This is a genomic window from Erythrobacter westpacificensis, assembly GCF_039542285.1.
GTDB lineage: Bacteria > Pseudomonadota > Alphaproteobacteria > Sphingomonadales > Sphingomonadaceae > Alteraurantiacibacter > Alteraurantiacibacter westpacificensis.
The window spans coordinates 73,104-91,620 of sequence record NZ_BAABHV010000009.1 but is presented as its reverse complement, the minus strand read 5'-3'; the positions used below and the strand labels follow the sequence as shown (position 1 = coordinate 91,620).

15 protein-coding genes are annotated in these 18,517 nt (G+C 62.7%); 8 read left to right on the top strand and 7 right to left on the bottom strand.

Features of this window, described 5'->3' with window-relative positions:
- The first annotated feature begins 71 nt into the window (after positions 1 to 71).
- The 5 genes from ABFX23_RS05085 (at position 72) to ABFX23_RS05065 (ending at position 8,030) form a co-directional block, all read left to right on the top strand.
- Positions 72 to 1,901, top strand: coding sequence for an SLC13 family permease (locus ABFX23_RS05085; protein WP_346032027.1), 1,830 nt, complete (start codon positions 72 to 74; stop codon positions 1,899 to 1,901).
- A gap of 283 nt (positions 1,902 to 2,184) precedes the next feature.
- The gene (locus ABFX23_RS05080) at positions 2,185 to 3,570 is read left to right on the top strand and encodes a TIGR03013 family XrtA/PEP-CTERM system glycosyltransferase (protein WP_346032553.1); all 1,386 of its coding nucleotides are present in this window, start codon (positions 2,185 to 2,187) and stop codon (positions 3,568 to 3,570) included.
- A gap of 2 nt (positions 3,571 to 3,572) precedes the next feature.
- The gene (prsK, locus tag ABFX23_RS05075; RefSeq protein ID WP_346032026.1) at positions 3,573 to 5,684 is read left to right on the top strand and encodes an XrtA/PEP-CTERM system histidine kinase PrsK; all 2,112 of its coding nucleotides are present in this window, start codon (positions 3,573 to 3,575) and stop codon (positions 5,682 to 5,684) included.
- Entirely contained in the window at positions 5,684 to 7,048 is a 1,365-nt protein-coding gene (gene prsR / locus ABFX23_RS05070; protein ID WP_346032025.1) for a PEP-CTERM-box response regulator transcription factor, read from the top strand. The genes prsK and prsR overlap by 1 nt, the downstream gene beginning before the upstream one ends.
- 25 nt (positions 7,049 to 7,073) lie before the next feature.
- Positions 7,074 to 8,030: a bile acid:sodium symporter family protein gene (locus tag ABFX23_RS05065; RefSeq protein WP_346032024.1), complete on the top strand. Its 957-nt coding sequence runs from the start codon at positions 7,074 to 7,076 to the stop codon at positions 8,028 to 8,030.
- On the opposite strand, the gene ABFX23_RS05060 is transcribed toward ABFX23_RS05065, so the two are convergent.
- Both ABFX23_RS05060 and panB read right to left on the bottom strand, forming a co-directional pair.
- Positions 8,017 to 9,093 carry a DUF475 domain-containing protein gene (locus ABFX23_RS05060; protein WP_346032023.1) on the bottom strand — a complete coding sequence of 359 codons (1,077 nt, stop codon included), beginning with the start codon at positions 9,091 to 9,093 and terminating at the stop codon, positions 8,017 to 8,019. The two genes, ABFX23_RS05065 and ABFX23_RS05060, sit on opposite strands and share 14 nt — an antisense overlap.
- 67 nt (positions 9,094 to 9,160) lie before the next feature.
- Positions 9,161 to 10,030, bottom strand: coding sequence for a 3-methyl-2-oxobutanoate hydroxymethyltransferase (gene panB, locus ABFX23_RS05055; protein WP_346032022.1), 870 nt, complete (start codon positions 10,028 to 10,030; stop codon positions 9,161 to 9,163).
- A 167-nt stretch (positions 10,031 to 10,197) separates the two neighbouring features.
- On the opposite strand from panB, the gene ABFX23_RS05050 reads away from it, so the two are divergent.
- Complete coding sequence (locus ABFX23_RS05050; protein WP_346032021.1) at positions 10,198 to 11,616, top strand: sodium-dependent transporter; 1,419 nt, start codon at positions 10,198 to 10,200, stop codon at positions 11,614 to 11,616.
- Between the two features lie 74 nt (positions 11,617 to 11,690).
- Here ABFX23_RS05050 and ABFX23_RS05045 read toward each other — a convergent pair whose 3' ends face one another.
- Complete coding sequence (locus ABFX23_RS05045; protein WP_346032020.1) at positions 11,691 to 12,161, bottom strand: pyridoxamine 5'-phosphate oxidase family protein; 471 nt, start codon at positions 12,159 to 12,161, stop codon at positions 11,691 to 11,693.
- 103 nt (positions 12,162 to 12,264) lie between these two features.
- Here ABFX23_RS05045 and ABFX23_RS05040 point away from each other — a divergent pair, with 103 nt between their 5' ends.
- Together ABFX23_RS05040 and ABFX23_RS05035 are read left to right on the top strand one after the other, a co-directional pair.
- Entirely contained in the window at positions 12,265 to 13,002 is a 738-nt protein-coding gene (locus ABFX23_RS05040) for a hypothetical protein (protein WP_346032019.1), read from the top strand.
- A complete protein-coding gene (locus ABFX23_RS05035) occupies positions 12,953 to 14,515 on the top strand; it encodes a DUF6504 family protein (protein ID WP_346032018.1) in 1,563 nt (520 codons plus the stop codon). The genes ABFX23_RS05040 and ABFX23_RS05035 overlap by 50 nt, the downstream gene beginning before the upstream one ends.
- Positions 14,516 to 14,562: 47 nt before the next feature.
- Here the strand turns inward: ABFX23_RS05035 and ABFX23_RS05030 are convergent, their stop codons facing one another.
- The 4 genes from ABFX23_RS05030 to ABFX23_RS05015 all read right to left on the bottom strand — a co-directional run bounded on the left by ABFX23_RS05030 (position 14,563) and on the right by ABFX23_RS05015 (position 18,381).
- The gene (locus ABFX23_RS05030) at positions 14,563 to 15,462 is read right to left on the bottom strand and encodes an acyltransferase family protein (protein WP_346032017.1); all 900 of its coding nucleotides are present in this window, start codon (positions 15,460 to 15,462) and stop codon (positions 14,563 to 14,565) included.
- A gap of 182 nt (positions 15,463 to 15,644) precedes the next feature.
- Positions 15,645 to 16,538: a TauD/TfdA dioxygenase family protein gene (locus ABFX23_RS05025; protein WP_346032016.1), complete on the bottom strand. Its 894-nt coding sequence runs from the start codon at positions 16,536 to 16,538 to the stop codon at positions 15,645 to 15,647.
- Between the two features lie 2 nt (positions 16,539 to 16,540).
- Positions 16,541 to 17,881 carry an MFS transporter gene (locus ABFX23_RS05020; protein WP_346032552.1) on the bottom strand — a complete coding sequence of 447 codons (1,341 nt, stop codon included), beginning with the start codon at positions 17,879 to 17,881 and terminating at the stop codon, positions 16,541 to 16,543.
- 104 nt (positions 17,882 to 17,985) lie between these two features.
- The gene (locus ABFX23_RS05015) at positions 17,986 to 18,381 is read right to left on the bottom strand and encodes a PilZ domain-containing protein (RefSeq protein ID WP_346032015.1); all 396 of its coding nucleotides are present in this window, start codon (positions 18,379 to 18,381) and stop codon (positions 17,986 to 17,988) included.
- Between the last annotated feature and the right edge of the window lie 136 nt (positions 18,382 to 18,517).

Sequence of the window (18,517 nt, the reverse complement as noted above, 5' to 3'; positions counted from 1 at the left end):
CCTCTGACATCGCAGTTTCCCGCGAATTTGCTTGATCTTGCGCCCGGGCTTTGGGAATTGTCTGGACGACCGTGATCGAAGTCCCATCCTTCCATGCCATCGCCGCAATGGTGCTGACAGTGGGCGTGTTCATCGCCTTCGCGCGGGGACGCGTTTCCACCGAGATCATCAGCCTCCTGACGATCGCGATCATTGCCGTGGGGCTGTATTTCTATCCCCTGCCGCATACGCAGCCGACCGACGGTCTCGTTCTGGCTTTCGGCGGGTTCGGTCACTACGCGCTCATTACGATCTGTGCGCTCATGATCATGGGGCGGGGGCTGGTCGTCACGGGAGCGCTGGAGCCAGCAGCGCGGGCGCTGGAACGCGTCTGGAAGGTGAACCTCCAGCTTGGCCTGCTGGTCTCCTTGCTACTGGCGCTCTTTCTGTCGATGATCGTCAACGATACGCCGGTCCTGGTCCTGTTGCTGCCGATATTTGTCGCCCTAGCCCAGCGGGGCGCCATGCCGGCTTCCAAGACGCTGATCCCCCTCAACGCCGCTGTCTTGATCGGGGGCATGGCCACGACGATCGGCACCTCCACGAACCTGCTGGTCGTTGGGATCGCCCGCGACCTTGGTATGCCGCAAATGTCGGTGTTCCATTACACGCCGATCGTGCTGATGGCCGCGCTGGTGGCGTTCCCCTATCTCTGGCTGGTCATGCCCCGCTTGCTGCCCGACAATTCCGTGGATCAGCAACAATTCGAGCGGCGGTTCTACACCCGCCTGCGCGTCACCCCCACCAGCGATCTGGCGGGCAAGCATTTCGACGAGATCGTTGATCGCCTGCCCGATGATTTCCGTTTCGAGGAGCGTCCGGACGGTACGTTCGAAGTCGGACAGCGGCTGCTGATTTCCGGTACGCACCGCGGCCTGGAAGACGCCATGCGCGTGTTGCGCGGCGAAGTCGCACCGAACTGGGTGGTGGATCGTATTTCCCGCCGCTCGCGCACACAGGGCGAGGATATCCAGGTCGTCGAGATGGTGGTGACGGCTGACAGTCGCATTCTCAACCGCACGCTAAGCAGCTCCGGCATCGCCGATCACTATGGCGTGGCCGTGCTGGGCATCCACCGGCCGGAACGCCTGATCGGTACACAGTCGCCGGGCTCCGCCGAAATCCGCTTCGCAGAAGGCGATGTCCTGCTCGTAACCGGCCTTCCTGACGGTCTGGCTGCGTTCGCATCGGGTGACAGCCTGTTGCAGCTCGAAGGTGCCAAAGTCGTGCCGCGCCGGTCCAAGGCAACGCTCGCCGCCGTAATCATGTTCGGCGCCGTGGCGCTGGCGTCCGTCGGCATTCCGTGGATCGGCAGCGACGGTTTCTACCTTCTCAAGATGCCCATCGCCATTTCGGCGCTGGCGGGTGCGATCCTGATGTTCGTGACCGGCTGCGTGAAGTTCGACCGGGTGGGAAGGGCGCTTTCGGGCAAGGTGATCGTTCTCGTCGCCGCCTCGATCGCCATCGGTCGCATCATTCTGGACAGCGGAGCCGCGGCATGGCTGGGTGAACTGATGGCGGTGGGCCTGCAGCATTTGCCCCCCGCGGGCGTGCTGGCGGCGATCATGCTGTTCGTGACGTTGCTCACGAACTTCGCTTCCAACGCCACTGCCGCCACGGTGGGTACACCGATCGCTTTCAACATTGCGACACAGCTAGGCCTGCCGCAGGAGCCGCTGATCCTGGCAGTCCTGTTCGGATGCAATCTCTGCTACGCAACGCCCATCGCCTACCAGACGAACATGTTGATCATGGCTGAAGGCAACTACTCGTTCGCGGATTATCTGCGCACGGGCGTTCCGCTTGTGCTGATAATGGTGACGACCCTGAGTATCCTGCTGGCGCTGTCCTACGGAATGTAGCGACAGGACTTGCCAGTTATCGCTACCAGTCGTTGCATTAATTGTCTTTTCCCAGTTGAGCGACGCCGAAATCGCCAGGGACAACGCCGTGGCCCATGCTGCGACAATCGTAGGTGACGCCGTGCAGGATACGGGCAACGCCGCGCAGGATGCGGCGGAGGACTTTTCGAAATAGCTTTACAGCGCTCGCAGGGTGGGACTGTAAAGTTTACCGACATTTCATACCTCGCCGTTAACCGAGGCCATGAACCGGAAATTCCTCCGGCAATTGGTTGGTGCAGCGATGGTTCGCCTGTTCAAACACTATATCCCCCACGCCGTCCTCCTGCTCGGCTTGGCGGACCTGTTGCTGCTCTTGCTGGCAGCAGACCTTGGCTGGGTGCTGAGGTCGGGGCAGATCGGAACCGACGCCGGAACTCCGTTCTCGCGTCTGGGCGCGCTCATTGCTTTCGCGACGACGACGCTTGCCGCCATGATTGCGGTGGGGGTTTACGGACCGGAATCGCTACGATCGTTGCGCTTCGCCTGCGCTCGGCTGCTGGTGGCAGTCACCCTTGCCATCCTGGCATTGGCGCTGCTCGATTTTCTTCTGCCCGGGCACACCTACTGGCGCTCCACCCTGCTGTACGCGATGGTGCTGGCAACTTTCATGCTGGTTCTGAACCGCGTCATCCTGGGCAACCTGCTTGGCACCTCTGCATTTCGTCGCCGTGTCCTCGTGCTCGGAACCGGTCCTCGTGCACAGCGTCTCAAGGCGCTGTCAGAAAAAGAAGGATGCGGTTTTACGATAGTTGGCTTCATCAGCATGACCCAGCCGAGCGAACAGGTGCCCGAGGCTGTAAAGCGCTCGACAATCTCAGACCTGTCGGCCCATGTCTCCGGGCTGGACGTGACCGAGGTTGTGCTGGCGCTGGAGGAAAGGCGCAATTCCCTCCCGCTGAAGGACCTGCTCCGTGTGAAAACAGCCGGAGTGCATGTAAACGAATTTTCGACCTTCCTTGAGCGGGAAACCGGCCGCGTCGATCTCGATACGCTCAACCCCAGTTGGCTCATCTTTTCGGACGGATTCTCTTCGGGGCGAGCAATTTCCTCCTTCGCCAAACGCGCGTTTGATATTCTTGCCAGCGGCCTGCTCTTACTGCTGGCTTTCCCTGTCATCGCCTTGTTCGCCCTGATCGTGAAGCTCGACAGCAAGGGGCCTGCCTTCTTCCGGCAGAAGCGCGTCGGGCTTTACGGACAGACCTTCGAGATCGTGAAACTGCGCTCGATGCGATCCGATGCGGAGAAGGACGGTGCGAAATGGGCGGAAAAGAACGACAGCCGCATAACCCGCGTCGGTGCGTTCATCCGCAAGGTGCGGATCGATGAATTGCCGCAGGTCTGGACGGTTCTCACCGGGCGGATGAGTTTTGTCGGGCCGCGCCCCGAAGTCCCCGTCTTCGTCAACGATCTGGAGGACAAGCTGCCTTACTACGCGGAGCGGCATATGGTGAAACCCGGCATCACCGGCTGGGCGCAGATCAATTATCCCTATGGTGCCAGCATCGAGGACGCGCGCCACAAGCTCGAATACGATCTTTACTATGCAAAGAACTACACGCCTTTTCTCGACCTGCTCATCATGTTGCAGACGTTGCGCGTAGTCCTGTGGCCGGATGGTGCCCGGTGACGATGTCGTTCTGGGACCTTGCCAGCAACCTGGCGTTCCTGCTCGTCGCATGCAGCGCCGTGGCGTTGGCGATGTGGCTGGCCACCAGCCAGCGGGCGCACGGGCCGGCAATCAACGCCTGCGCCGCAGCGCTGTTCATTGCAGCGCTTTGGGCCTTCTCCGTGGTCGGGCTAGGCTACGCCAACGTCGCGACGGCCTTCCTCGGCGTCGCAGGCAACCTTGCCTGGCTGTGGATGCTCTACAGGCTTTTCGGACATGGAGACCGTGACAAGCGGCTGGGCCCGGTGCGACCGATGGTGCTTTCGCTCGGATTGGTCGAACTGCTGCAGGTCGCCCTGTTGTTTGCCAGCGCGCGGCTTTCCGGCTTCGCAGAAGCCTCGGTCCTGCTCCTGCAATTCGGGATAACCTTCAGGTTGCTGTTCTGCATCGGAGCGCTTGTTCTCGTTCATAACCTTTATGCCAGTGCCTCGGCGCCGGCACGGCAAGGATTGCGCTGGCCGGCCTCGGCTCTCGCGGTCATCTGGCTCTACGACCTGAACTTCTACACGATCGCCTACCTCGGCGATGGACTGCCCGTCATGCTGGTGGAACTGCGCAGCGTGGCGCTGGCCGTCGTGGTAGCCCTTCTCGCGATGGGTACCCTGCGCAGCAAGGGAGAATTGCAGTTCCGCCCTTCGCGCAGCTTCACGTTCCAGTCGTTCTCGCTGCTGCTGATCGGGGCTTACCTCGGGGTGATGGTCGTGATCGCCCAGGGGCTGACCTATATCGGCAGCGATTATGATCGAATTCTGCAAACTGGGTTCGTCCTCCTAGCCAGCGTGCTTGCATTGACAGTCCTGCCTTCGAAGAAGCTGCGCGGCTGGCTGCGGGTGACGGTGTCCAAGAACCTGTTCCAGCACCGCTACGATTATCGGGCCGAGTGGCTGCGTTTCACCGATACCATAGGCCGTGCCGGTCCTCAGGCCGCCCCGCTGCCGGAGCGTATCGTGCAGGCCGTGGCGGATATCACCGATAGCCCGGCAGGATTGCTGCTCACACCCCGCGAAGAGGGCGGCCTGGCGCTGGAAGCGCGCTGGCAATGGCGCGATATCGAAGTGCCTGCGCTTGCCATCGATGCGCTTGGTGCGCGCTTCCTGTCCGACAACCAGTTCATCGTTGATCTGGATGACGTGCGCGCCGGCGAAGAAGTCGCGGTGCCCGAAGTCGCGACGCCAAGGTGGCTCCTGGAAGACGAGCTCGGCTGGGCACTCGTACCGCTGCTTCACTACGAGCGTCTGGTCGGCGTCGTCGTGCTGGCGCGCCCCGCCGTGGCCCGGCGGCTGGATTGGGAAGACTTCGACCTGCTGCGCGTCGTGGGACGACAGCTGGCCAGCTATCTTGCTGAGCGCAACAGCCAGAACGCCCTGGGAGAAGCGCAACAGTTCGACGAGTTCAACCGGCGCATCGCCTTCGTCATGCACGACATAAAGAACCTTGCGAGCCAGCTTTCCCTTCTGGCCGGCAACGCGGAGAAACACGCCGACAAACCCGAGTTTCGCGCGGACATGATTCTCACCTTGCGGAATTCGACCGACAAGTTGCAGGCGCTGCTCGCAAGGCTCGGGCGCTATGGTGGCCACGGTGCGAAGGACCGCGAGGAAGTGGCACTCGATTCGCTGCTGGAACGCATCGAGGCGCAGTACAGGGGTAAGCATCACATCGTCTTGCCGCAGCGCGCGCCGTGCAGGGTGAAGGCCGATGCTGAAAGCCTGGAGCAGGCCTTGGTTCACCTGGTGCAGAACGCAATCGAGGCGAGTGACGAGAAATCGCCGGTCTTGCTCAATCTGCGGAGCGAGGGGGGCAGTGCGATTGTCGAGGTCGTCGATTCAGGTGCGGGTATGAGCCCGGATTTCATCCGCACCAGGCTTTTCAAACCCTTCCATTCATCCAAGCCCGGCGGCTTTGGCATCGGCGCATTCGAAGCGCGCGAATTGGTGCGCGCAATGGGCGGCCAGCTCGATGTCGAATCGCGCGAGGGGCTTGGCACGCGCTTCATGATCCGGCTGCCGCTCAGCGAGACGGCAGACATGATCCGAACAATGAATGCAAAGGAACAAGCCAGCGAGGTTGCATGATGGCAGATCACAAACCCAAGATCCTCATCGTCGAGGACGATCCCGGACTGCAGGCCCAGTTGAAATGGGCCTACGAGGATTTCGAAGTGATAATCGCAGGCGATCGCGATAGTGCCATTGCGGCGCTCAGGGCCGAGGCACCGCCGGTGGTGACGCTCGACCTTGGCCTCCCGCCCGATCCCGACGGCACGAGCGAGGGCTTTGCCGTGCTGGATGCCATCATGGCATTGAAGCCGGACACCAAGGTCATCGTCGCATCGGGCCACGGAGCCCGTGAGAGCGCGCTGAATGCGATCGAGCGCGGAGCGTACGATTTCTACCAGAAACCGGTCGACATCGACCAGCTCGGCCTGATCGTCCGGCGGGCCCTCAACCTGCATCGTATTGAGGAAGAGAACCGCCGCCTTGCCGCGAAGTCGGGGGAGGGGAATACCGTGCTCGGCGGCCTGATCACCTCGGCACCCGAAATGGTGAAAGTTGCGCGCACGATCGAACGCGTGGCGAATACCAACGTTTCGGTCATGCTGCTGGGCGCCAGTGGCACGGGCAAGGAATTGCTCGCCCGCGGCGTTCACGAGGCGAGCGAGCGCAAGAGCGGCAGTTTCATTGCCATCAATTGCGCGGCGATCCCGGAAAACCTGCTGGAGAGCGAGCTTTTCGGGCACGAGAAGGGCGCCTTCACCGGCGCTGTGAAAACTACCGAGGGCAAAATCGAGCTGGCCGATGGCGGCACGCTGTTCCTCGATGAGGTGGGCGATATCCCGCTGCCATTACAGGTAAAACTGCTGCGCTTCCTGCAGGAACGCACGATCGAACGCATCGGTGGGCGCAAGTCCATCGCGGTAGACACGCGCATCGTCTGCGCCACGCACCAGAACCTCGAAAGCATGATCGCCGATGGCCGCTTCCGCGAAGACCTGTTCTACAGGCTGGCAGAAGTGGTGGTGAAGATCCCCGCTCTGGCAGAGCGTCCCGGCGATGCGACCTTACTCGCAAAGGTCTTCCTCAAACGGTTTGCAGAGGAAATGAACCCTGCCGTCACGGGTTTCGCGCCCGATGCACTGGCGGCAATCGACGGGTGGAACTGGCCCGGAAACGTGCGCGAACTGGAAAACCGCGTGAAGCGCGCGGTCATCATGGCCGATGGCAAGCTCGTGAAGGCGGAGGATCTCGACCTTGGCGACACCGAGGAAGAGGACGCGCAGGCGCTGAACCTGAAGAGTGCGCGCGAAAAGTCCGATCGCAAGATGATCCGTCACGCACTGGCTCGCAGCGAGGGAAACATTTCCAGCACCGCCAAGCTTCTCGGAATCAGCCGACCGACGCTGTATGACCTGATCAAGCAATACGACTTGCAGACCTGACCCTCCGTCGGCACAGCGCGCGGCAATGATTGCGCGCCTGAAAACCCTGTTCGATCCGCTGGTAAGGCTGCTGCTGCTCGCCATTGCGCTGGCTACTGTCTTGCCGGTGACGGGGGAGGGGCGGGCGGTGGTCCGCGTGGTGTCGGACGCGGCCATCTTCTTCCTGTTCCTGCTGAACGGCCTGCGCCTGCCACGTGATCAGGTGCTTCACGGCATGCGCAACGCGCGTTTCCTGCTGCCGCTGATCGTCTGGGTGTTCGGCGTCATGGGACTGGCGGGCCTGGGCCTCTCGCGGCTTGGCGAGGGGGTCTTGCCGTCGACCGTTGCCCTCGGCCTGCTGTTCCTCGGCCTTCTTCCTTCCACCGTTCAATCGGCCACGGCCTACTGTTCGATCGCGGGAGGGAACGTTGCTGCCTCGGTTGTGGCGGCGGCCGTCATCAATATCCTTGGCGTGTTTGTAACCGCGCCACTGCTGGCCCTGGCGGCGGGCGGCGATGTCGGGATAGACCTAGCGGGGCTTCAGCGGATCGGCCTGATCCTGCTGCTGCCTTTTGCCATCGGACAGATGCTGCAAAAGCGTCTTGGACACGTCGTGGCCGAGAACAGGATCCTGCTAAGCTGGGCGGATCGCAGCGCAATCGCGATTGCCGTTTATGTCGCCTTTTCTGCCGCAGTGGAGCAGGGACTGTGGACCTTGGTAAGCCTGTCGGCCTGGGTTTGGCTGGCGCTCCTGATCGGTGCTTTCCTGCTGCTGGGATTTGCCGGTTCGTGGTTAACCGGCGGCGCGCTTGGGCTGGCGAGAGGAGACCGCATCGCCTTTCTGTTCGCAGGGGCGCAAAAGAGCATCGCACTGGGCGCGCCGCTGGCCAGTGTGCTGTTCCCGCCAGCGACCGCAGGTCTCGTGTTGCTGCCGGTGCTGGCCTACCATCTCGTGCAGATGATCATTTCAGCTCCGATCGCGGCGAGGCTCAGCCGGGCGTAAGCGCATCCTTCACGCCTTCGGCCTCGCGCCGATTATGGCGCAGGGACCACCAGAAGGAGATGCCGATCAGACCACCGCCAATAAGGCCGGTGATTGTCTCGGGGATGTGCAGCACTGCCGAGGTCAGCATGATCGCGCCCAGCACGATGATCGCCCAGAAAGCGCCATGCTCCAGGAAACGGTATTCCGAAAGCGTGCCCTTGCGCACCAGGTGGATAGTCATCGAGCGCACGAACATGGCACCAATGGAGAGGCCGAGCGCGATGATGATCATGTTGTTGGAAAGCGCGAATGCCCCAATCACCCCGTCGAAACTGAACGACGCATCGAGCACTTCGAGGTAGAGAAAGCCGCCAAGACCCGAGCGCATAACCTCGCCCGATGCGTTCTTGCGCGTCTCCTCGCGCAAGTTGAGGTATTCCCCCAGCGCGTCGACCGCGATGTAGGTGACGAGGCCAAGGACGCCCGCCGTCAGGAAGGTAAGCGCTTCGGCATCCGGCAGTTGCAGCGAGATCACCCACAGCACGAGAAGGAGAACCCCGATCTCGATAGCGGGCAAAACGGCCACCTTGGAAAGGTTGCGCTCGACCACCGCGATCCAGTGCACTTCCTTGTCCGCATCGAAGAAGAACTTGAGGCCGACCATGGCAAGGAAGGCGCCGCCGAAACCGGCGATACCAATATGCGCTCCCGACACGATCTGTTCGTATCGCTCGGGATCATTCAGCGAGAGGTCTATCGCCTCCATCGGCCCTATCCCCGCCGCGATTGCCACGATGGCAAGCGGGAAGACGATACGGGTGCCGAACACCGCAATCGCGATACCCCAGACGAGGAAGCGTTGCTGCCATTTCTCATCCATCTCCTTGAGAATGGACGCATTCACCACCGCGTTGTCGAAACTCAGCGAGATTTCGAGTATCGAGAGGATGAAGATGATCCACATGATCTCCAGCACGCCCGAGACGGTGCCGGTGCTGGAAATGCCGTACCACAGGCCGAGCGCGAAGCAGGCTGCGGTAAAGACGAGCGAGAACTTGTAGTAGCGCAGCAGGGTCGCCATGCGAGTGGTGGTCCGTTGCAAGAGAGATTGGGCAGGCAACGCCCCTAGGGCGTGAAAGGTCCGGAGTCTATTTCGGCTGGTAAAGCTGGTCCGGGCCGGGGAAGCTGCGATCGCGCACTTCGCTGGCGTACCTGGCGGCCGTTTCCGAAATGGTCTCTGCCAGATTCTCGTACTTTTTCACGAAGCGCGGCACGCGCTCGAACATGCCCAGCATGTCGTCCACCACGAGCACCTGGCCGTCGCATCTGGCGGATGCCCCGATGCCGATGGTAGGGCACGAAACCGCCTCGGTCACGGCGATCGCGATTGGTTCGACAACGCCTTCCACGACGATCGCAAAGGCCCCGGCGGCCTCCAGCGCCTTGGCATCGCCGACGATCTTGTCGGCTTCGGCATCGCTGCGCCCGCGCGCGGCGTACCCGCCCAGCACGTTAACCGCCTGCGGGGTGAGGCCGACATGACCCATCACCGGGATGCCGCGATTGACAAGGAACTCGACCGTCTCGGCCATCGCTTCGCCGCCTTCCAGCTTCACCGCCGCCGCGCCGCTCTCTTTTAAAAGGCGCGCTGCGCTGTCGAAGGCATCTTCGGGAGAGGCTTCGTAGGAGCCGAACGGCATGTCCACCACGACGACCGAATGATAGCTGCCGCGCACCACGGCAGCGGCATGGTTGGCCATCATCTCCATGGTGACGGGAATGGTGGAGGGCAGGCCGTAAATCACCTGACCCAATGAATCGCCCACCAGTAGCAGGTCGCAATGCGGATCGAGCAACTGCGCCTGCCGCGCGGTGTAAGCCGTCAGCATGACCAGCGGTTCCGTGGTCACGCCATCGACCTTGCGTTCGCGGATTTTGGGCACCGTGAGCCTTCGCATCGGTTGCGGGGTGGGGTTGGCGCGGCTGGTGGACGTGTCGAGTTGGAAAGTCGTGGACATGGGATGGCCTAATTTATGCCGAAGGGATGTGACGTGAAGGCGCGATAGCGCGCCGAGCCTGGCAATTGCAATGCGCGGCGTCGAGCGTGGTGAGAAGAGTGCCCCCTCGACGCGGGCGCAAAATAGTTGCATGACGCTACCAATTCGGGTCGAGAGGACGAGATTTTATGGCACTTTCGCAGTCGGGCGCCACCAGGGATCACTGGTCGTCACGAAGCGCGTTTATCCTTGCGGCGGTCGGCTCCGCCGTGGGGCTCGGCAATCTCTGGCGCTTTCCGGCAGAGGCCGGGGCCAATGGTGGCGGCGCTTTCGTATTGTTCTATATCGCCTGCGTCCTGCTGATCGGCCTGCCCATCCTCCTGTCGGAAACCTTGATCGGGCGTCACGGGCAATCGGCCGCGCCGGAAAGCGTGCGCCGCGTTGCCAGCGCGTCGCGCGCCAGTCCGCGCTGGGATATCCTCGCAGGCATGGGCGTGCTCGCAGCGTTCCTGATCCTCAGCTTCTACTGCGTCGTGGGGGGATGGGTCCTCTATTACATCGGCGTTTTCATCGGCGACATCTTTACATCGGGGATCGCAGGCGGGGCATTCGAAGGGCAGTCGGCCGAAGCAGTCGAGGCGCTGCTTCCCGATCTTTTCGCGAACGGTCCGATGATGGTCGGCATGAACTTCGTGTTTCTTGCCGTGACGCTGTATTTCGTGGCTCGCGGTGTCAGCGGCGGTATCGAGATCGTCGCCAACTACATGATGCCAGCGTTCTTCATCCTGCTGGTGGCGATCACCATTTACGGTGCGTTTGGCGGTGCCTTCACGCAGACGCTGGACTACCTTTTCACGTTCGAGCCCGAAAAGCTGACCGGCCCCGTCATGTTGGCGGCGCTGGGGCAGGCGTTCTTCTCGCTGTCGCTGGGCGTGGCTGGCATGATTACCTACGGCGGCTATGTCGGTCGCAATGTGAACCTTGCGGGCACCTCTGCGATCATCGCGAGCGCCGATACCCTGGTGGCGCTGCTGGCGGGTCTTTGCCTCTTTCCCATCGTGTTCGCGGCCGGCCTTGCCGTGGGTGCCGGACCGGGCCTGATGTTCCAGACCCTGCCGCATGCCTTTCAGGAAATGCCGTTCGGCTCCGTCGTCGGCCTGCTGTTCTTCGTCATGGTCGGTTTTGCAGCGCTCACCAGCTCGGTGGCGCTGCTGGAAGTGCCGACCGCGTGGATGATCGACCGCTTCCGCATCGTGCGCCCCCTGAGTGCGATCATCGTGGCCGCTGGCGCCATGACACTCGGCGCACTGGCGGCATTGTCGTTCAACGTGCTGTCGGACTGGCATCCGCTGGGCTTCATCCCCGTTTTCGAAGGGCAGGGCTTCTTCGACGTGCTTGACGGGCTGACGGCAAAGTTCTTCATGCCCATCGGGGCCATTCTTACGGCGATCTTCGTGGGGTGGGTGGCCGATCGCAAGCTGATCGACATGGAGAACGGTCTGGGTGGTGCGCTGCACCTGTTCTGGCTGTTCCTGGTGCGCTTCCTTTGCCCGATCGCGCTGGTCGGCATTTTGGTGGTGGGTATCTTCCCCGGTCTGTTCGACTGACCGGGCGCCAGCAACGCAAAAGGGCCGCTGCTCCGATATGAGCAGCGGCCCTTTGCTTGCTTGGTAGAAAGCTCTTACAGGACGGTTTCGGTATGCTCTTCGCGGGCATCTTCGCGCACGTCAAAGCCGAAGAGCATCTTGGCGTTATCTACGAAGCCAAGGTCGCTGTTCCAGATCTCCGCTTCGCCCAGGTCCATGCGCAGCATCAGTAAGTTGGGATCATCCTTGCCGTCGGGGAACCATGCTTCAACCACATTGCTCCATTGCTTTTCCAGGCGTTCCTTGCTGGTTTCCTCGCGTAGCGTACCGCTGAAGCGGGCGAACATGTCATGCCCCTTGCCGGCGAAGGTCGCCGTGGCGGGGCCACCCTTGGCAAAGGTGTGATCCTTGGTGGTGAAGAACCAGATCGCGGAGTTGGCATCCTTGTCCAGCTGCGCCGTCATTGGCACGGCGGTTTTCGGATCGGCATCCAGTTCGAGGAAGATGAACGGGCTGTCGGCCAGCGATTTCCAGAACTTCTGTTTGAGGTCGTGTGTCGAGGTCATGAGAGTCTCCTTTGCCCGATCAACGATATGGGCGGGGGTGTGGTTCCGACCTTGCCCGAAGGCCCATAGTGGAACATAATAAGAACATAGGAGTCGATTCGTCATGGACACCAGCACACTGCCAAAAGCGGCTGAGCTGGCCACCCGCGCTGCCCGCAATCCCCGCTGGCAGCCCGACGCGGCCTTGCCTCTGCACAGCGAGATATTCGCCCCCGCCACGCAAGGCGTCGGGGCAGGGGCGGCGCTTGCCTTTGTGCAGCAGGCCTTGCGGGCGGGCGAGGGTTCCTCGCTGGAAGAGCGCAGCGTGCTGTGGGTGCAGGATGCCCGCGCTATCAAGCTGGGTGGGCGTCCCTATCGCGCGGGCCTGCCCGAAGCCCTGCGTCACCGTCTGATCCATGTTGCCGCCAAGACGCCGGAGGACGCCCTGTTCGCCATGGAGGAGGGGCTGCGCTGCCGTGATCTTGCCGTGGTGGTGGGGGAAGTGGCGGGCAATCCGCGGGCGCTGGATTTCACCGCCTCGCGCCGCCTGACCCTGACGGCGCAGAAACACGGCATTCCGCTGCTGCTCGTCCGCCTCGATGCCGAGGCCGATCTCAGTTCTGCCCGGATGCGCTGGCGCATGGCGAGCGCGCCGTCATCCCCGCCGCGCTGGAACGTGGCTGCACCCGGTCGCCCGGCCTGGCATGCGCAGCTGTTCCGCGCCCGTGCCCACCCTCCCGGAGAATGGATACTGCGCGATGAGCCAGAACGCCTCGCCGCGGAAAGAGCCCCGGAAACCACCGCGCCGGATCATGGCGATCTGGTGCGCGGACCTGGCGCTCGATCGCTGGCGGCACTCTGAAAACTGTCGGCGCGAGGAAGGGCCGGATGCCGCCCCGCTGGCGCTGATAACCGAAACCGCCCACGGTCCGCGCATCGATGCCGTGAACCCCGCCGCATGCGCTGCGGGCGCGGCGAAAGGCATGATGCTGGCCGATGCCCGCACCCTGTGCCCGTCGATAGAAGTGCGCCCCAGCGATCCGGTGGGGGACCTTGCCTTCCTGGAACGCCTTGCCCTGTGGGCCATGCGCTGGGGCCCGTGGAGCGCGATGGACGCGCCTGACGGCGTGCTGGTGGACGTGACCGCCGTTGCTCACCTGTTCGGCGGGGAGCGGCGTCTGCTGGCCGACGTGGAGGCCCGTTGCAGCGCCCGTGGTCTCACCATCCGCGCTGCCATCGCGCCCACCGCGGGGGCGGCCTGGGCGCTGGCGCATTTCGCCGCATCCGGCGCGATCCTTGGTCCCGAGGAAGATTTGCAGACCCGCCTTGCCGACCTGCCGGTGGCCGCGCTGCGCCTCGACAACGACGTGCTGCTCGTCCTCAAACGCCTTGGCCTGAAACGGCTGGGCGACCTTGCCGGTATCGAGGAGGGGCGTGATCGGAAAGGCAGCGGAAGGGATGCCATCCAGCGCCGGTTCCGCAACCGCAAGTCGCCCTCTGCCAACCCGCTCGTCCGCATGGACCAACTCCTGGACCGGGTGCCGGAGCCACTACTGCCCGTCGTCCCCGTCACCGCGCCGATGGTGCAGCGCCGCCTGCTGGAGCCGATCCGCCACCGCCAGTTGCTCGATACCGTGGTGAGCGATCTGGCGCAGGACATGGCGCGCACGCTGGAAGCGAAGGGCGAGGGCGCACGCCGCCTGCAACTGGGTCTGTGGCGGGTGGACGGTGAAGTGCTGGTGCGCGAGCTGGAAATGGCCGCCGCCACTCGCGATCCCGATCACATGGTCCGCCTGTTTGCCGACAGGCTGGACGATATCGATGCAGGGTTCGGTATCGAAATGCTGCGCCTGCGGGCCTCGTGGTCGCAGCCGCTGGGGCTGGACCAGTCGGACCTGGAAGCGGCAGCAGAGCAGCACGGCACTTCGCTGGCGGCCTGCATGGATCGCCTCACCACGCGCCTTGGCACGCAAGCCGTGCAGCGCCCGGTGCCGCGCGCCAGCCATATTCCCGAACGCGCGCAAGGATGGCAGCCGCCGCTGGAGCCCGAACCTGCCGAACAGCACCAACTCGCCTTCCACACCCGGCCCCTGAAGCTGCTGGAAAGCCCTGAGCGCATTTCCGTCCTCTATGCCGCGCCCGAGGGCTATCCCCGCCGCTTCAGTTGGCGTGGGCAGGTATGCGAAGTGGCCCGCGTGGAAGGCCCCGAACGCATCGCGCCCGAATGGTGGCGCGAGCGCGGCTCCACTCGCCTGCGCGATTACTATCGTGTGGAAGACGAGGCGGGCCGGCGCTACTGGATCTACCGCAACGGCCTGCCGACCGACGGACGCGGAGGAATGCCGGACTGGTATCTACAGGGGTTGTTTGGCTGAACATCCAGCCGGGGCGACATTCAATGCCGGACCCAAGAAAGTGGCGTCTAAGCAGTCTCTGCCCAACGCTTCTCAAGCCACTGACGCACCGGCACGTCGTACCACCTGTAGATCGCCGCAGAGACAAGCACGAGCGCGATGCAGGTTGCGACGACCGCGACTGCGGAATCTTCGGCCAGTTTGATGATCGGATGGTGGATTGCATACAGCGGATAGGAAAGATTGCCGAGCCAGACAGCCAGGCCATTCGACGCCGGCTGCAAGTGCGCCAGCACGAAGATCGCCAGGGGAAGCACCACCGTGACGACCAGCAGTTCGACCAGCGGGCTGCCGGGCTGCAACAACGTTACCGCAACGATCGTGAGGCAACACCACACTGCAAGATAAGGGCTGATCGGGTGGCGTCCGCGGCAAAGGTAATAGATTACGATTCCGGCGCTGAAACCGAAGGCCGTGCGCCCGAGCCCGGCACCGAAAGCGCCGCTGAAGAACCCCAGATCGGCCGTGCCTGCCTTCAGCACCCCGAACGCGAAGATGGCCAATCCCACGAGAAAGAATGCGGCCAGCATCGGTTTCCCGAAGAGGTGAAACAGGCCGAATGCCACGCTTGCAATGGCTTCGAAGAGAAGCGACCAGAGAGGCAGGTTCGCAGGGTAAAGTATCCCGTTCGTCTCCGGTATCAGCAGAAGTGTTTTCAACGACCCGCCATTGATGGCCAGACCGACCAGCGCACCCAGAAACATGACCGGATAAAGGCGTATTGCGCGTTTCACGAGAAAAGAGACGATCTCCTCTCTGCTCCGCAATCGGCCGCGATAGGCATGAGCGAGGACAAACCCGCTTAGGATAAAGAACAAGTCCACCGCGAAATAGCCTGCCGGGACGAGGCGGTCGCCATGATAAAGTACGACGGCAATTGCAGCGAAGCCGCGCAGGAGGTCGAGCATGTAGAAGCGTTCGTCCGCCTGGACCGTGGTCTGCAAGGCCGAGGAAGCAGGAGCCAACTCGCCAGTTGCGCTCGGAACAGTCCGGCTTTGCATACAATAACCCCCACGGCTTCGCCGCATGTCGCGGCATAGGGGATTACCCTTAGGGCAAAGGGGTTAAGCCGAGACGAATCGCGCCGATGCTATCGGGCGGGTCGCTCCCCGTTGATGGTCACGCGGTGCATGATCCGCCTGTGACCGTGGTAATCGTTCAGCGCGTAATGCAGGCATGCACGGTTGTCCCAGAAGGCGACGTCGCCTGCCTGCCAGCGCCAGCGACACGTGAAGGGCTCGCGGGTCGCCTGGTACATCAGGTAGTCGATGATCGGGCCGCTTTCCTCCTCGGTCTGGTCCTTAAAGCGCGGGGTGTAGGCGCCGCTGACGTAGAACAGCTTGCGACCGCTTTCGGGATGGGTTCGCACTAGCGGGTGCTCGACCTCGTAATGCGCGGCTTCCGTGGGCGATGATTTCATCGAACTGTCCTTGCTCCAGTCCATCGACTTGGTGCCGTAGATCAGCGCGGGCGTGTGGATCACGGTGAGCGGATCGATCATCGCGCGGTAGCCTGGAGATAGGTCTTCGTAAGCAAGGTAGAGGTTCGACCATAGCGTGTCTCCGCCAACGGGCGGCACCTCCTTGGCGTAAAGGATGGAACCGAGTGGCGGTTCAGGCAGGTAGGTCACGTCGCCATGCCACGCCCCGCCGAAATTGCGCGTGTCGGTGGGTTCCTGTCGCACTTCGATGATGTCCGGGTACTCGTCCATTCCCTTCACCTGGTCGTGCTGGTTCAGCGTACCGAACCGCTTGGCGAAGGCGAGGTGCTGCTCGGGCGAGAAATCCTGCTCGCGGAAGAAGATCACCTGGTGCTCGATCAGCGCGCGGCGGATTTCGGCGATGGTGGCATCATCCTGTTCCTGCGCGATGTCGACCCCGCCGATGACGGCGCCCAGCGCGCCTGCGTAGGGTGTGACGGTTATGCGCTCGTATTCGCCGCCAAGGTTTTGCGGGCTGATACGGCGACCTGCGATAACGACCATGGTTAGGACTCCTTCTTGCGGGCGGGCGGGATGTGGTTGTCGATGATGAATGCGGCGGGGAACACCAGCAGTGCGATCGCGATCAGCGTGGCGAAATAGATCACGAAGCTGTCGCCCCCCAGGTTCAGCAGCCAGCCTCCTGCAAAGACCATTGCGATGGAAAACACGCGGCCGGAGGTGATGACGAAGCCTATCCCACCGGAACGGCAGGCCGAGGGGTAGCCATAGGCCATGACGACGTAGAACAGCGAGATCATCATGGAGACGAGGCCGACTGCAAGTCCTTCGAGAACGACGATGACGTTGATCTGCGATGGCGAGGGCGGCCCTTCCAGCCCCTCCACCATGAACGCCAGTGCGACGATAGTACCGGTAATCAGCATGGCTCCGCCAAGGATCATTGCGCGCGAGCCGAAAGTGCGCACGGTGAAGCCCGCAGATATGCCGCCGATCATCGAGAGAATGCCTTGCCACGATGTCGCTCGCAGCGCCTCCTCCAGCGTGAAGCCGGCAGAGGTGAGCAGTTCGGTCGTCCAGTTCAGCAGTCCGTAGACGAGGGTCGTCGCGGCGGAGAAGCTGACGAACATGGCGATGTTGAGCCGCGTGTTGCGCTGGTGGAAAATGCCGATGCGCTCGCCCGTCTCGGCGAAATCCGCATCCTCGGGTTCGGGCGCGAGTTCGATGTCGCTGTCGATCACGCGCGCGGCGCTTTTCTGCGCTGCATCGGTATTGCCCTTGGCAAGGTAAAAGGCAGGCGGCTCACGCAGTACCAATCGCATAAGCGCGCCAAAAACGAGTGATCCCACGCCGAATATGACGAACGCCCCGCGCCAGCCGTGGTCCGGTAGCAGGAGTGGAAGCAGTTCGGCTGCCACCGTGATGCCGACCGGGATGCCAACCGAGAGCAATGCGATGGCGTGCGGTCGATGGCGGTCGGAAACCCAGTCGCTCACCAGCGCGAGGGCGTTGGGATAGGCGGCGCCGAAACCCAGCCCGCCGATGGCGCGCACTGCGCTCATTTCCCATACGGTGTTCGTGTAGGCGGCCGCGATGGTTGTGGAGCCGAAGATGAGTGAGGCGATGAACAGCGTGTTCAACCGCCCGATCCTGTCCCCCAGAAGGCCGCCCAGAATGGATCCGAAACCCATGCCGAACAGCGACGCGGCAAGCGCGGGGCCGAACAACGCGCGGTCGATCTGCCATTCGTCGAGGATCAGCGGCGTCACCAGCGCCAGCGATTGCAGGTCTATCCCGTCGATCACCAGGAAGGCGAGGCCGAACGCGGCAACCACGATCTGGAACGGGCGCAGCGGCGCATCGGCAATCGCCGCGCTGAATGGCATTCGCTTCAATCGGCCTCTCCCAAGGCATACCTCTCTTGCGGAGGCAATCGGGAAAGTTGTGTCACGCCAATTGCAGCGCGTCCAGACTGAAGATTGACTCTGTCCTAGCCGACGAAGCGCGTGGGCGGGCGGGGAATGCCTCCGTTTCTGTCGTCATCGGTAGCCCGGTGAACCAGGCGCGGACCTGTGCCCGCTTCCTCGATCAGTTCATCGAGCACGCGCTGGGGCAGGGGGCGGTCGAATTCCACGCCGCACATTCCCGGCTTCGTCCAGATCACGTGGCAGTAGGCTTCGTGCAGGCTCCAGTCGAGGATCGCGGAAACGCCCTTGGCCGGTGGATCCTGTGTCGTCAGGCGAGCACCTGTGGTGGAGATGTCGAACAGACGTCCGCTGCGGTTGCCGCTGGGCATCAACATCGTGGCAAGGCAATCCACGCGCGTTCGCGGCCCGCTGCGTCGCTCGGGAGCGGACACGGGTTTCGTGCGCGCGAACAGTTTCATGGCTTGCCCCTTTTTCTCATGAACGCCCTGCGTGCGGCAAGGTTGGTTAAACCCGCCCCAAGATGCGTGGTTAATTCCACTTTTCTCCGGGTCGCGTCCTTGGACAATTCACCGCGGAGTTATCGCGAGTTAGCGG